Annotated in this window: 12 protein-coding genes; 3 read left to right on the top strand and 9 right to left on the bottom strand. The window is 73.4% G+C overall.

Annotation, left to right across the window (positions count from 1 at the left end; translation table 11 throughout):
* Window positions 1-11: 11 nt before the first annotated feature.
* The 3 genes from FB388_RS27665 to ctaD are packed head-to-tail and all read right to left on the bottom strand — an operon-like array spanning window position 12 to window position 4895.
* Complete coding sequence (locus FB388_RS27665) at window positions 12-1877, bottom strand: SEC-C metal-binding domain-containing protein (RefSeq protein ID WP_142105054.1); 1866 nt, start codon at window positions 1875-1877, stop codon at window positions 12-14.
* 17 nt (window positions 1878-1894) lie between these two features.
* Window positions 1895-3133: a phosphoserine phosphatase SerB gene (serB, locus tag FB388_RS27670; RefSeq protein ID WP_142105055.1), complete on the bottom strand. Its 1239-nt coding sequence runs from the start codon at window positions 3131-3133 to the stop codon at window positions 1895-1897.
* Window positions 3134-3146: 13 nt separating this feature from the next.
* Window positions 3147-4895: an aa3-type cytochrome oxidase subunit I gene (gene ctaD, locus FB388_RS27675; protein WP_142105056.1), complete on the bottom strand. Its 1749-nt coding sequence runs from the start codon at window positions 4893-4895 to the stop codon at window positions 3147-3149.
* 168 nt (window positions 4896-5063) lie between these two features.
* Here ctaD and FB388_RS27680 point away from each other — a divergent pair, with 168 nt between their 5' ends.
* Complete coding sequence (locus FB388_RS27680) at window positions 5064-5822, top strand: ABC transporter permease (protein WP_142105057.1); 759 nt, start codon at window positions 5064-5066, stop codon at window positions 5820-5822.
* Here FB388_RS27680 and FB388_RS27685 read toward each other — a convergent pair.
* Window positions 5806-6615 (bottom strand): PIG-L family deacetylase, encoded by an 810-nt coding sequence (locus FB388_RS27685; protein WP_142105058.1) that lies wholly within the window; start codon window positions 6613-6615, stop codon window positions 5806-5808. The two genes, FB388_RS27680 and FB388_RS27685, sit on opposite strands and share 17 nt — an antisense overlap.
* Window positions 6616-6686: 71 nt before the next feature.
* The gene (locus FB388_RS27690) at window positions 6687-7031 is read right to left on the bottom strand and encodes a MerR family transcriptional regulator (RefSeq protein ID WP_142105059.1); all 345 of its coding nucleotides are present in this window, start codon (window positions 7029-7031) and stop codon (window positions 6687-6689) included.
* A gap of 58 nt (window positions 7032-7089) precedes the next feature.
* Between FB388_RS27690 and FB388_RS27695 the strand changes: the two genes are divergently transcribed.
* Window positions 7090-7863 carry an alpha/beta fold hydrolase gene (locus tag FB388_RS27695; RefSeq protein ID WP_142105060.1) on the top strand — a complete coding sequence of 258 codons (774 nt, stop codon included), beginning with the start codon at window positions 7090-7092 and terminating at the stop codon, window positions 7861-7863.
* 3 nt (window positions 7864-7866) lie between these two features.
* Window positions 7867-8676 (top strand): TIGR03619 family F420-dependent LLM class oxidoreductase, encoded by an 810-nt coding sequence (locus FB388_RS27700; protein WP_142105061.1) that lies wholly within the window; start codon window positions 7867-7869, stop codon window positions 8674-8676.
* Between the two features lie 4 nt (window positions 8677-8680).
* Here the strand turns inward: FB388_RS27700 and FB388_RS27705 are convergent, their stop codons facing one another.
* From FB388_RS27705 to FB388_RS27720, 4 genes are all read right to left on the bottom strand, one after another.
* The gene (locus FB388_RS27705) at window positions 8681-10564 is read right to left on the bottom strand and encodes a serine/threonine-protein kinase (RefSeq protein WP_142105062.1); all 1884 of its coding nucleotides are present in this window, start codon (window positions 10562-10564) and stop codon (window positions 8681-8683) included.
* Between the two features lie 72 nt (window positions 10565-10636).
* Entirely contained in the window at window positions 10637-11440 is an 804-nt protein-coding gene (locus FB388_RS27710; RefSeq protein WP_246122462.1) for an FHA domain-containing protein, read from the bottom strand.
* A gap of 34 nt (window positions 11441-11474) precedes the next feature.
* Window positions 11475-13325, bottom strand: coding sequence for an AAA family ATPase (locus FB388_RS27715; RefSeq protein WP_142105063.1), 1851 nt, complete (start codon window positions 13323-13325; stop codon window positions 11475-11477).
* Window positions 13306-14427, bottom strand: coding sequence for an NDMA-dependent alcohol dehydrogenase (locus FB388_RS27720; protein ID WP_142105064.1), 1122 nt, complete (start codon window positions 14425-14427; stop codon window positions 13306-13308). Before FB388_RS27720 ends, FB388_RS27715 begins: the two co-directional genes overlap by 20 nt.
* Between the last annotated feature and the right edge of the window lie 125 nt (window positions 14428-14552).

The raw sequence follows: 14552 nt of genomic DNA on the forward strand, positions 1-14552 counted from the left end.
CCGCGGGACTCTCAGGGATCTCCGAGCTGCGCCAGCAGCTCGCGCTCGGCGCCCCGCGGCACCGCGACCGCCCCGACGAGCAGGCGCCCCGATCCCGAGCCGTCCGGCAGCGCCCTGGCGAGGACGAGCTCGCCCATGCCCGGGCTCACCCCGGTGGTGGGCCGGACGTCGACCCGGCCGTCGCCGCGGAGGTCCCGCAGCGTCACGCCCTCGCCGAAGCGGACCCGCTCCACCTCGTACAGGCCGGGCACCACGGTCGCCCACGAGGCCGCCAGCTCGGCCTCGTCGGCCGGGAGCAGGGGCCCGCGCTCGGCGAGGAACCTGTCGCCCCAGCCGCCCTCGTCCAGCACCGCGTCCATGACCTCGGGCGCATCCCAGTCGACGTCGAGGGTGTCGGCCCACCAGGCCAGCTCGGCGGTGGCGGCGCCCCCGCGACGCTCCAGGAACGTCACCGCCTTGCGGTAGAGCCAGCCGGCCCGCTCCGGGAGCTCGGCATGGGCGGGCCGGCCGAGGTGGCACTGCTTGTACTTGCGGCCCGATCCGCACCAGCACGGGTCGTTGCGGCCGGGTTCGGGGCCGGCGGGGGCGGCGAAGGGACGGACGGCAGCGAGATCCGGATCGTCGGCGGGCACCTCTATCGCCGTCCACCGGGCGGCAGCGGCCACGGCGTCGCCGCGGTCCGACTCGTACCAGGCCAACCGGTCCTCCACGAGCGGCCAGCCCGGTGCCGCGACGGCCGCGGCCCGCAGGTGCGACTCGGCGTCCAGCACCCGGCCGTCCCGCTCGGCGGCGACCGCGGCGACCCACCGCGCCACGGCCTCGCGGGGGGACCGACCGGCGACGGCGACGAGGCGCTCGGCGAGCGCAACGGTGGCCCGCACCCGCTCACCGTCCTCGTCGGGTTCGCGCAGCAGCTCCTCGACGACGGATTCGAGGACGTCCGGGTCCTGCATAAGGCCGAGCGCCTCCCGCAGCGCGGTCGGACCCTGTGCATCGGCGAGCAGCGCGAACGCCCGGACCGCCGCCTCCCCCTGCTCCTCGGTATCGACCCGGGTGACCAGCCGCAACTCCTGGTCGACCGCCTCCGCCTCCGTCCACACCGACTCGTGGTGGGCGAACTCGTCGCCGCGCCGCAGCAGGCCCGCCGCGGCGGCCAGCTCGGTGAGCGGCGGGCGCGGTTCGGCGAAGGCGGCGCGGTCGCCGTGCAGCAGGCCGAGGACGAGCGTCTCCGCCGGCACCGGGAGACCGGGTTCCTCCAGCTCGGCCTCGTACACCGCCCGCAGCGCCGCCACGAGCTCCGCCGGTGCGGCCGGCTCTTCGTCCAACGCCGAGATCGTCACGGCACCGTCCTGCGTGGCCCGCACGGCGAGCAGCGCATCGGCGGTCAACCCCGACAGCCAGTCGGGCGGCCCGCCCCACCGGACCGGCTCGTCGCCGTCCGGCTCGTCCACGTGCAGCGGCCCGCCGTCGACGTGCGGGTCGGGGCAGCGCAGGAACCCGGCGAGGTCGGTGTCGAGGTCGAGGTGCTCGTCGGCCAGCTCGGCGGCGGAGAGCCGGTGGGTGAGCACGATGCCGTCGGTCAACGCGGGCGCGTGCACCAGGACGTCGGGAGCGAGCATCGTCACCGGGCCGGTCGGGTCGTCCAGGACGTCTTCCTCGACCTCGTCGACGAGCCGCTCAGCGTCGGGATCCGAGAGGTCGAGCCCCACCCGGGCGGAGAGCAGCCGCATCAGCTCCTGGTGGCCGACCACCACCTGCTCCCGCACCACCTCGCGGTAGGCGGTCCAGACCGCCTCGAACCGCGCTTCCTCGGTGCTCTCGGCATGAGGCTCGGGCGCCCCGCGACCGACCAGGAGCCGCTGCCGGGACCCGGCCACGGTTCAGCGCCCGCCCGTCATGCGATAGGCACCCGGCGCAGGAGGCCCTCGGCGGCGTCGGCGCGCTCGACCTCGTCGCGCGTGATGCCGAGGACGAACAGGACGACGTCCAGGTACGGGTGCGACAACGCGGTGTCGGCCACCTCGCGCAGCGCGGGCTTGGCGTTGAAGGCCACGCCGAGCCCGGCCGTGGACAGCATGTCGATGTCGTTGGCCCCGTCACCCACCGCCACGCACTGCTCGAGCGGCACGCCGAAGCTGTCGGCGAACCGGCGCAGCGCCACCGCCTTGCCCGGGCGGTCGACGATCTCGCCCACGACGTTGCCCGTGAGCCGGCCGTCCACGATCTCCAGCTCGTTCGCGGCGCAGAAGTCCAGCCCCAGCTCTTCCACGAGGCCCTTGATCACCCGCGTGAACCCGCCGGAGACGACGCCGCACCGGAAGCCGAGCCGCTTCAGCGTGCGGATCGTGGTGCGGGCGCCCGGAGTCAGCTCCAGCCGGGCGGCCACCTCGTCGAGCACGGTCTCGGGCAGGCCGGCCAGCACCGCGACTCGGCGGCGCAGCGACTCGGCGAAGTCCAGCTCGCCGCGCATCGCCGCCTCGGTGACGGCACGGACCTCGGCCTCGGCTCCCGCATGCGCCGCGAGCATCTCGATGACCTCGCCCTGCACGAGCGTCGAGTCGACGTCGAAGACGATCAGCCGCTTGCTGCGGCGGGCGAGCCCGGCCCGCTCGACGGCGACGTCGACGCCCGCGGTGCGCGCGACCTCGACGAGCCGCGCGCGCAGCGTGCCGGGCGGGTAGTTCTCGCTCCCACCGCCCGGCTCGGGGGAGACCATCAGCTCCAGCCCGGTGACCGGGTAGTCGGCGACCCGGCGGATCGAGTCGATGTTCGCACCGACGGCGGCGAGCGCGGCCGCGACCGAACCGAACGCCCTCGCCGTGATCGGCCTGCCGAGCACCACCACGACATGCGTGGAGTGCCGCCGGACGGCCGGGTCGTCGCGCACCTCGAGCGTGGTGTGCACCTGCATCGCGATGCTCGCCATCGCCTGCTCGACGGCCTCCTGCAGGCCCTCGGGGTCGCGGTGGGCCTTCACCACCACCCCGAGGGTGAGCCGGCCGCGGATCACGACCTGCTCGACGTCGACCAGGTCGACCCCGTGCCGGGTGAGCGCCGCGAACAGCACGGAACTCACCCCCGGCCGGTCCGGGCCCGTGACGGTGATGAGGACGCTGGTGCCCGTGTCCGTCATGGCAGCAGATCGATCAGCGCGACTTCGGATCGTCGTTCGGTTGCGTCTCCGGGCCCACGCCCTGCGAGATCAGCTCGCCGGGGTCGGGGTGGCCGAGGTGCGCCTCCGCCCGGAAACGCTCGACCAGGTGCGGGTAGTGCAGCTCGAAGGCCGGGCGCTCCGACCGGATCCGCGGCAGCTCGGTGAAGTTGTGCCGCGGCGGCGGGCAGGACGTGGCCCACTCCAGGGAGTTGCCGAAGCCCCACGGGTCGTCGACGGTGACCACTCGCCCGTAGCGGTAGCTGCGGAACACGTTCCACAGGAACGGCAGCGTGGACGCGCCCAGCACGAACGCCCCGATCGAGGAGATCGCGTTCAGCACGTTGAAGCCGTCGATCGGCAGGTAGTCGGCGTAGCGGCGGGGGAAGCCCTCGTTGCCCAGCCAGTGCTGCACCAGGAACGTCAGGTGGAACCCGACGAACGTGAGCCAGAAGTGGACCTTGCCGAGCGTCTCGTCGAGGAACCGGCCGGTCATCTTCGGGAACCAGAAGTAGATCCCGGCGTAGGTGGCGAACACGATCGTGCCGAACAGCACGTAGTGGAAGTGCGCCACCACGAAGTAGGTGTCCGAGACGTGGAAGTCGACCGGCGGTGAGGCCAGCAGGATGCCGGTGAGGCCACCGAACAGGAAGGTGGCGAGGAAGCCGACGCTGAACAGCATCGGCGTCTCGAACGTCAGCCTGCCCCTCCACATGGTGCCGATCCAGTTCACGAACTTGACGCCCGTGGGCACCGCGATGAGGAACGTGGTGAGCGAGAAGAACGCGAGGAGCACCGCACCGGTGGCGTACATGTGGTGCGCCCACACGGCCACGGACAGCGCCGCGATGGCAATCGTCGCGTAGATCAGCGTCTTGTAGCCGAACAGCGGCTTGCGGCTGAACACCGGGAAGATCTCGCTGACGATGCCGAAGAACGGCAGCGCCACGATGTAGACCTCGGGGTGGCCGAAGAACCAGAACAGGTGCTGCCAGAGGATCACGCCGCCGTTGGCCGGGTCGAACACGTGGGCGCCGAAGTGGCGGTCGGCGAGCAGGCCCAGCAGCGCGGCGGTGAGCACCGGGAACGCGATCAGGATCAGGATCGCCGTCACGAGGATGTTCCACGTGAAGATCGGCATCCGGAACATCGTCATGCCGGGCGCGCGCATGCAGACGATCGTGGTGATGAAGTTGACGCCACCGAGGATCGTGCCGAGACCACCGACGACGAGGCCGACGATCCACAGGTCGGCGCCGGCACCGGGCGAGCGGATGCCGTCCGAGAGCGGGGTGTAGGCGAACCACCCGAAGTCCGCGGCGCCGCCGGGCGTCAGGAACCCGGAAAGCACCGTGAGCCCGCCGAACAGGAACAGCCAGTAGGAGAAGGCGTTCAGCCGCGGGAACGCCACGTCCGGGGCGCCGATCTGCAGCGGCACGATGTAGTTCGCGAACCCGAACAGGATCGGCGTCGCGTACAGCAGCAGCATGATCGTGCCGTGCATCGTGAACAGCTGGTTGTACTGCTCGGTGGAGAGGAACTGCAGGCCCGGCACGGCGAGCTCGCCACGGATCAGCAGCGCCATCGCGCCGCCGGCGAGGAAGAACCCGAACGACGTGACCAGGTACAGGATCGCGATGTCCTTGGGGTCCGTCGTCCGCAGCATCTTCAGGAAGGTCGAGCCCTTGGGCGACTGTCGCGCTGGATACTCCGGCGCGATCGGCTTGGGGGCGACGGCGGTCACTGGTCCTCCTGGAACTGCCGGCGGCACGGGCGGCGGGCCGGGTGGCCCAGCTCGCGATGTTAGCTCTACCCGTCGTCGAAGGCGCGGCCTGGGTGGCGGGATCCACGTCTGCGCGACACGTCGTGCACGGGCCGACACCCGCCGCGCAGAACCGCGATGATCCCCGGCATGGGGTCGGCGACGGTGGTGATCGGGCCGGGGCTCGCCGTGGCAGGCGGGCTCGCGGTGCTACTCGCGGCCGCCATCGCGGCGGCGGCGCGCCTCGGGACCGGCCGCGCGACCGTCGTCGCCGGCGTGCGGGCCGTGGTGCAGCTCGGCGCGGTCTCGCTGCTGATCGGTGCGATCGTCGGCTCGGTGCTGCTCAGCGCGGCGTTCGTGCTGGTCATGGTGGGTGTGGCCGCCTGGACCGCCGCGCGGCGCATCACGCCGCACCGCAGCGGCTGGTGGGCCGTGCTGCCGATCGCGGTGGCCCCGCTCCCGGTCACGGCCCTGCTCGTGCTCTCGGGAGTCGTGCCGCCGGTCGGGATCGCGGTGATCCCGATGGCCGGCATCCTCATCGGCGGCACGATGACCGCCACATCGCTGGCCGGCCGACGCGTCCTCGACGAGCTCCGGACCCGGCACGGCGAGGTCGAGGCCGCCCTGTCGCTGGGGTTCCTGCCCCGCGACGCGGCCATGGAGATCGCCCGGCCGAGTGCGGGCCAGGCGCTGGTGCCCGCGATCGACCAGACCCGCACGGTCGGGCTGGTCACCCTGCCCGGCGCGTTCGTCGGCATGCTGCTGGGCGGCGCCACACCGCTGCAGGCGGGCGCCGTCCAGGTGCTCGTACTGGTGCTCCTGCTGGTCGTCGAGACGGTCGCGGTGGCGCTGATGCTGGAGCTGGTGTGCCGCGGGCTGGTGCGCAGAGCGCCTACCGCAGCGGGGTGAACAGCTCCTCGAACAGCTCCGGCGCCGCCGCCGGGCTGGGCGCCGGGTCGACGATGTAGAACTCCGTGCCCATCCCGAACGCGAAGATCGGGTCCGGCATCGCGAGCAGGAAGTGCTCCGGCGACATCTGGCTCGCGTGCGCCCGCATGGAGGCGCGCTTCTGATCGACGAAGTCGACGGCCTCGACGCGGTGGGTGATCTCCGCCTCCGGCTTGCCGAACGTCGGCTCGTCGAAGTCGGGGGGCTGCCATCCCTCCGGCAGCTCACCGGACTCGGCCATGCCGCGCATCCCGCGGACCATCCAGTCGCGGTTGATCGTGTGCTGCACCACCACCGGGACGGCCGACAGGTCCGCGGCGCGCATGCCGACCCGGTGCACCTGGATGTGGTCGGGGTGGCCGTAACCGCCGTTGTCGTCGTAGACGGTGAGGATGTCCGGCTCCTCCTCGTCGAGGATCACCGCGAGACGGCGCGCGGCGTGCTCGACGTCGGCCTGCCAGAAGCAGAACGGGGCCGCGTTGCTCGGCTCGCCCATCATCCCCGAGTCGGTGTAGCCGAGGAACTCCACGCGCTTCGCCCCGATCGCCGCCGCGGACGCGTAGCACTCCGCGGAGCGGCGCATGGACAGCAGCTCACCCGGCTCGAGCACACCCGGGACGGGCTCGCCGAGCTCCCCGCGGGTGGCGAAGACCAGGACGACCCGATGACCCGCGGCGGCAGCCCTGGCGAGGGTGCCCGCGGTGCCGATGGACTCGTCGTCGGGGTGTGCATGGAAGGAGACGATGGTTCCCACGTAGCCACCCTACGCAGCGCCGGGATTCACCCGGCCGGGTCACCGGCGCCTCTGCCGCACGGGTGGGACGGTCAGCCCGGCAGGTACCCGGCGAGGGTGCTGCGGCTGCACTGCAGCTCCCCGATCCGGGCATCCATCTGCGCGAGCTCGCGTCGGATCGTGCGCACCAGGTCGGGGCACAGATCCATCTCGATCGGGTCGCCACCGACGACGCAGGGCAGGACGTCGCGGATCACGTCGGTGGACAGGCCGGCGGCGAGCAGGGCGCGGATCCGGGCCACCGTGCGCACCGAGTCGGGCGGGTAGCGCCGATAGCCGTGCACGTCACGCTCCGCGAACAGCAGGCCTTGCTGCTCGTAGTACCGGAGCGACCGCTGGCTCACCCCTGTCCGCTTCGCGAGCTCGCCGATCAGCACGTGATCTCTCCCACCCCGGGTTGGCCCTGACACTGGTGTCAAACGCCAACCTCAGGGCATGGCCGAACATTTCGCGCACGTCGTCATGGGCTCCGGCCCGGGGATCCTGCTCGCCCACGGCGGGGGCGGCAGCATCGCGGGCAACTACGGCCCGATCCTCGACGACCTCGCCACGACCCACACCGTGATCGGGCCGGACTACCCGGGTTCCGGCGACACGCCACGCAGCCCGGAGCCGCTCGTCCTCGACGACGTGGCCGACGCGCTCGTCCGCACCGCGGTCGACGCCGGGGTCGACCGCTTCACGGTGCTGGGCTACTCGCTCGGCACGGCCGTCGCGGTGCGGATCGCGGTGCGGTACCCGGAGCGGGTCACCGGGCTCGTGCTCACGGCCGGCTTCACGTACCCGGACAACCGGATGCGGCTCGCGGTGCAGGTCTGGCGGGACCTGCTCGCCGCGGGCGACCGGACGCTCCTCGCTCGCTACCTCACCCTGCTCGGCACCGGCGCCACCCACCTGAACGGGCTCTCGCCCGCCGACCTCGAGGCCGGCGTCGCCGCGCTCGCCGGCTTCATCCCCGAGGGCAGCCCCGAACACGTCGGCCTCGTGGCGGGCGTCGACACCCGGGCCGACCTGCCGAAGGTCACCGCACCCACCCTCGTCGTCGCCACCACCGAGGACGCCCTCGCCACGCCGGAGCACTCCCGGCAGCTCGCCGCGGGCATCCCGGATGCCGAGATCGTCGAGATCGCTGCCGGGCACGGCATCGCGACGGAGGCCCGCGACGAGTGGCTCGCCGCGATCCGCACGCTCCTCGCACGGGTGGGATGAGCCGTGGACCTCGAAGTGGTGCTCCCAGACGAGTCGACCGACATCGCGCCCGGCACGTTCGTGGAGCTCGCGCAGGCAGCGGAACGACTGGGCTACCGCACCCTCTACCTGCCCGACCACCTCCTCCCGCCCGCGCCGTACGGCGCCACGTACGGCGGGGTGTACGAGCCGCTGGTGACGCTCGCCCACATCGCGGCCCGCACGTCCACCATCCGGCTCGGCACGTCCGTGCTGGTGCTGCCGATGCGCAACCCGTTCGTCGTGGCGAAGCAGGTGGCCACGCTCGACCAGCTCTCCGCCGGCCGGACGGTGCTCGGGGTGGGAGTCGGTTGGGATCCGGTCGAGTTCGCCGCCGTGGGCGCCGACTTCGCCACCAGGGGCGCCCGCACCGACGAGGACATCGCCCTGCTGCGCCACCTGTTCCGCGGCGGGGGCGCGTTCCACGGCCGGTTCCACCACGTCGAGCGGGGCGTGTTCGCGCCGGTGCCCGCGCAGCCCGTGCCGATCATGGTCGGCGGCACGAGCGGGGCAGCGCTGCGCCGGGCCGCGGCGCTCGCGGACGAGTGGCAGGGCGTCGCCGTCGACGCGGCCGCGTTCGCGCGCTGCGCGGCACGACTGCGCGAGCTGTCCGAGCGCACGCCCCGGCTGGGCACCCGCCTGGCCTGGAGCGGCGGTCCCGACGACCTGAAGCGCACCGTCGAGGAAGCCCATGCCCTTGCTGCGGCCGGCGCCGACGCCGTGGCCGTCTGGTTCGGCGCCGCCGATGGTGCCGCTGACCGGATGGCGGAGTTCGCCGCCGCGTTCCGATCCTGAGGTCTCAGCTGGGCGGCGGCAGGCGGCTCGCCGCCGCCGTTGCGAGGTTGGTGGCGATCCGGCAGAGCTGGTCGCCGGGTTCGGAGCCCCAGTAGGTCACCCAGACGGCCTCGACCCGGTCGGTGCCCCGTGCCGTGTAGGAGCGCTGCACGAACTGCACCCAGCAGTTCCCCTCCCGCGCGAGCACCGCGCCGGGGTGGCCGGCGAAATCGGCGGCGGTGCCGTCCTCGTTGCCGAGCGGATAGCCGCGGTAGTACGTCACCACGACGCTGTCGCCGAGCCCGTAGGAGTTCCAGTTGCAGCCCCAGTCGCCGAAATGCGGCTGCGGCGGCGTGGTGTCGATCATGGCGGTGGCGATGTCCTCCGCCGTCAGCAGGCTGCAGGCGGGGATGCCGGCCAGCGGGCTGGTGGCGGTGAGCGGCTGTCGCTCGCCGATGCCCGTGGTCAGCAGCCGGGAGAGCGCGGCGACGCGCCCGGCCGTGGCGATCGCGCAGAGATCCGTGGTGCCCGACGGGTCCTCGTACCTCACGGCGGACACCAGCACGGCGTTCCCGTCGCCCAGCAGGATCCGCTGCTCGCAGAAGTTCTCACCGGGCGGGTAGCGCACGATGGGGTAACCCGACTCCTCCCAGCGGGTCCCGCCGGCGATCTGCTTCGTCTCGAGCTGGTTCTCGAACGCGACCGTGAGCCCGACCGCGCCGCCGTCGGGTCGCGCGATGTCGGCACGGCATCCGGCGAACAGGACGTTGTCCGGGTCGAGCGACGGGGACCCGAAGCCCTTCACCGACTCCAAGTCCAGCAGCGAGCACGGGTCCGCCGTGTCCGGGTTCGCGATGATCGCGGTGGCGGGCGCCGTCGTCGGAGCCGCGGCGGGCGGGTCGGCCGGGCCTGCGCCGGGCCGGGAGACGGCGACGGCCACGACCACACCGGCGACCACGACGAGCGCGGCGGCCACCGCGGCCGCGACCCGCGGGCCGCGACGCGGCCGCTTCACGGCGGGCGCGGCGTCGAGCCCGGCGGGGGGCGGACCGGCCTGGGCCCTGCCGTCCGCGATCGCCCGGAGGGCGGTGTGGGCCTGGGTCGCGGTCGGCCGGGCCGCGGGATCGTCGGCCGTGAGGTGGCGCAGCACCTCGGCGAGCGGCCCGGCCTTCTGCGGAAGGGGCGCACCGCCGCGGCCGATCCGGGCCAGCAGCGCGAGGACGTTGCCGGTGTCCGTGCCGAACGGTGGGCGCCCCTCGACGGCGGCGTACAGGGTGGCGCCGAGCGAGTAGACGTCGCTGCGGGCGTCGGTGCCCTCCCCGCGCGCGGTCTCGGGCGCGAAGTACGCCGGGGTGCCGGTGAGCACGTGGGTGGCCGTGATCGCGGGGGCCGCCGCGGTGTGGGCGATGCCGAAGTCGGTGAGCTTGACGACCGGGCCAGCGGCCGATGGGCGGGAGAGCAGCACGTTGTCCGGCTTGACGTCCCGGTGCACGATGCCGGCGGCGTGGGCGGCGGCCAGTGCGGCGGCCACGTCCGCCCCGATGCCGGCGACCTCGATCGGCGGGAGCGTGCCGCGTTCGGCGAGCACGCTGCCGAGGCTGCGGGAAGGCAGGAACTCCAGCACCAGCCAGGGTTCGCCGTCCTCGAGGACCACGTCGAAGATCGAGACGATGTGGGGGTGGTGCAGCGCGGCGGCGATCCGCGCCTCGCGCATGATCCGCTCGCGGGCGAGCGCGATGTCGGAGGCCGGCTGGTCGGCCAGGCGCACCTGTTTGAGCGCCACCTCGCGGCCCAGCAGCTCGTCGCCCGCCCGCCACACGGCACCCATGCCACCGGTCCCGACGAGCTCGCGCAGCCGGTAGCGGCCCGCGACGACGGCGACCGGAGCGCCGTCCGGGATCCCGGTCATCCTCACTCCCCCCAAGGCGTGACCGCCGGAGGATAGAGCAGGGCACCCGGTGCCCTCGCATGATCGCGGCGATCAGCCCGGGGTTTCCAGGCGGCGCAGGTCCGGCGGCACCAGCGTGGTGGAACGCACGAGCTCGGTGAGCAGGTTGTGGTTGAGCGCGTTGCCGACCGGACCGGCCACCTCCTCCCTCGTGAGGCCCGGCACCCCGCCACGCGACAGCCGGGCGCGCACCCGTCCCACCAGGTGCTCCACCCGCTTCGCCGACCACTGCGACGCGGGCGGCTGCAGCTCGCCGATCTGCTCGGCCGCCTGCCGCCACGTCAGCGGCTGCGGGTTCGGCTCGTGCAGCAGGTAGTGCTGGCCGAGCACGACCAGCGCGAGCTTCTCGTCGGCCGACAGCGGCCACGTGGACGGGGCGATCGTCGCCCTCGCGTGATCGGCGGCACGACGGTCGCCGGCCAGGCCGACGACGTAGACCTCGAGCAGGTGCTCGCGCGAGCCGGGCAGGAACACCGGCGTGTACCCGTCGGCGAGCGGTAGCGGTTCCTCCGCCGGGAACAGCCTGCGCTCGGGCAGCCGGATCGGGGCGCGTCCGAGGTTGTGCAGCCACCAGCGCTCGCCGTCGCAGCGCAGCTCGCCGTGCCGGCGGCTCACCCGGCGGTCGTCCGCGCCGATGCACACGTGCACCTCGTCGACGTTGCGTCCGAACAGCACGCTGCGGCCCGGCTTCGGCCCCACCGTGATGCCGCCGTCCACCGACTTCGCGACCAACGTCCCGGACGTCGTCGACCAGCCGCCGCGGGCCAGGCTGCCCACCGCCGGTGGCAACGGCTCGGCCCACGACCGGTCGATCGCGCCAACGCTCCCCTGCACCACGACGTCACGATATGTCCCGCCACCGACGGCGCTCCTACCCGAGCACGCGGGTGAGTGCGGGACCCACCTCGGCGAGCCGGCGCACGGTCTGCGCCCGCCCTCCCCGCCGCGCGGCGAGCGCTGCCGCGGCGGCCTCGGCGTCCGCTCCCCCGAGCGGGACGAGCACCTGCAGCCGGTCGATACCGCCCAGCGCCGTGGCGGGGTCGTCGCCCGCCGTGTGGATGCAGTCCGACAGCAGGACGACGAGCCGCTCGTCGGCGACGGCCCCCGCGAGCTGCCCCGCGGCCTCGCGCAGCCCGGCGGCGAGGTCGGTGGTGCCGTGGCCGCGCAGCGCGACGAGCTCGGACAGCAGCTCCTCGGGTGGGCGCCGCACGCCTTGGGCCTGCAGCAGGCGTACCCCGGTTCCGAACGCGACCACGGCCGGGACGAGCGCGTCCCCGGCTGCCAGCACCACCCCGGCGGCCGCCACGGCGGCGAGGGCGACGGCCTGCCCCTGCATCGACCCGGACACGTCCACGACGAGGGCGACTGCTCGTCGCGACGCCGTCCAGTGGCGCGTGACGACGTCCGCGGGCCCGGGACGGCGGGTCGGACCCGGTTCCCAGGCGTCGAGGGTGCGGTCGAGGTCGAGGTCCCCGTCGCCACGGGGTGCCGGGGCGAGCCGCCGGGTACCGCGGGCCCTGGCCGGGCCGACGCGCCCCAGTCGCAGGAACACCCGCCCGGCGAGCTGCCGGGCGGCGGCGCGCAGCCCCTCGTCGGTGGCTACCGCGAGGTCGGCGAGCAGGGCGGCCCCGGCCTCGGGGTCCCGGGCCAGCAGCGCGTCGAACGCGGCGGCGTCGAGCGCACCCACCCCCGGCGACACGTCGGCGAACGCGGCGTGCTGCGCCGCGAGCTGGGCGCGGCCGTGGGTGCGCCCGGCGCGGTCACGCCCGGGGCGGGACCGCGGCCGGAAGCCCGCCGCCGGATCCGGCGGCGGGCCGTCACCTTTTCCCGGGCCGTCCGGCGCCTCTTCGGCGGGCCACAGCGCATCGAGCAGCTCGTCGATCACCGACTCAGGGGTGCGGTCCACCCCGTCGGCGATCCGGATCCGGCCGGACAGGGCCGCATACGCCGCATCGCGGCCGGTCTCGCGCTCTGGCTCGGCCTCGCCGCGCAGCTCCGCGAGCCCGGTGAGCACGAGCGCCATGTCGATCGCGCCGCGCACCGAGGAGCCCATCCGCACGTCGCGGTGGGTCCGCGTGGCCCGCACCATGCCGACCGCCAGCTCCACGACCTCGCCGTTCAGCCCCGTCACGGCGTTGGTGATCGCCCGCTCGGCCGGCTCGTCCTGGTAACCGAGGACGACCCGGCACATCCGGTCGGCGATCGCCTGGCTCACGCGCGCCGTGCCGACCGCGTCGAACGGGTTCATCGCGGCGATGAGGCGGAACTCGGGCCCCGCCCGAACCGGGCCGAGCCTCGGCACCGCGATCTCGCCCTCGGCGAGCACGGTGATCAGGACGTTGAGCGTCTCCTCCGGGACGCGGTTGAGCTCCTCGAGGTAGAGCAGACCGCCCTCACGCATGGCCGTGAGCAGCGGGCCGTCCACGAAGCTCGCCGGGTGGTAGCCCTCGGCAAGCACCTGCGCCGGGTCGAACTGCCCGACCAGCCGGGCGGGCGTCAGCTCGGCGTTGCCCTCGACGAACACGACCGCCCGCCCGTTCTGCCGGGCGATCGAGCGCAGCAACGTCGACTTGCCGGTGCCGGGCGGGCCCTCGATGACGACGTGCCGGCCCGTCGCGAGCGCGACCGTGAGGACCTCGCGCTCGCGACGGAGACCGACGACCGGCGTTCCCGTGCCGTTCGTTCGTTCCGGCGAGCTCCGCTCAGTAGATGATGACGCCACGGATGTTCTTGCCGTCGTGCATGTCCTGGTAGCCCTGCCCGATCTCGTCCAGCGAGTAGGTCTTCGTGACCAGCTCGTCCAGCTTGAGCACGCCCTCGCGGTAGAGCTGCAGCTGCCGCAGGATGTCCCAGTTCGGGTTGGACGCGCCGAACATCGCGCCCTGCAGGCGCTTCTGGAAGAGCGTCAGCTCCGAGATCGCGATGGGCAGCCCGACCTCGCTGATGTCACCGAGTCCGGTCACCACACACGTCCCCGCCTTCCGGATAGCCCCGAAGGCCTGCGCGACGTGTTCGGGCTTCGTGACGCCGACGGTGACGATCGCGGAGTCGGCGCCCTGCCCGTTGGTGAACTGCTTGGCCAGCTCGGTGGCCTCGTCCATGTTCTCGACCGCGTGCGTGGCACCCAGCTCCTGCGCCTTCTCCCGCTTGAAGGCCACCGGGTCCACCGCGATCACGTTGGACGCCCCGGCGTGCGCGGCGCCCTGGACCGCGTTGATGCCGATGCCGCCGATACCCATGACGATCACGGTGTGGCCGGGCTGGACCTGCGCGGAGTTGACCGCCGAGCCCCAGCCGGTGCCCACGCCGCACCCGACCAGGCACGCCTTGTCCAGTGGGATGTCGTCGGGCACCTTGACCGCGGAGTCGGCGGACACCGTGGTGGTCTGCAGGAACGTCGAGATCCCGCACATCTGGCCGACGGGCTGGCCACCGTCGGCCAGCTTCAGCCGGTAGTCGGTGGGGTCGCCCCACCGGGAGCCGGCGAGCAGGCCCGCGCCCAGGTCGCACAGGTTCTGCATGCCCGAGGCGCACCAGCGGCAGTGCCCGCAGGCCGGCAGGAACGAGAAGACGACGTGGTCGCCCTCCTTCAGGCCCTTGGTGTTCACCCCGGCCTTGGTGACGATGCCGGCCCCTTCGTGGCCGCCTGCGAAGGGGTAGACGCCGACCGGGATGTCGCCGGTGGCGACGTGGTCGTCGGAGTGGCACAGGCCCGACGCCACCATCTGGACCTGGACCTCGTTCTCACGGGGGTCGTCTACCTCGAGGTCGACGACCTCGTACTTGCCCGGTGCCTGCCGGACGATGGCGCCACGGGTCTGCATCGCTGATCTCCTTTGACGAGCGGCCGGACGTCGTTCATAGCAGCGCGCGCATGGATGTGGAAAGCACGGCTAACGGGAAACTTCTACGGATCGTTGACGGAGCGTGAGCAACCAGTAGAGTTCTG

The sequence above is a fragment of the Pseudonocardia cypriaca genome, assembly GCF_006717045.1.
In the GTDB taxonomy this organism is placed as follows: domain Bacteria; phylum Actinomycetota; class Actinomycetes; order Mycobacteriales; family Pseudonocardiaceae; genus Pseudonocardia; species Pseudonocardia cypriaca.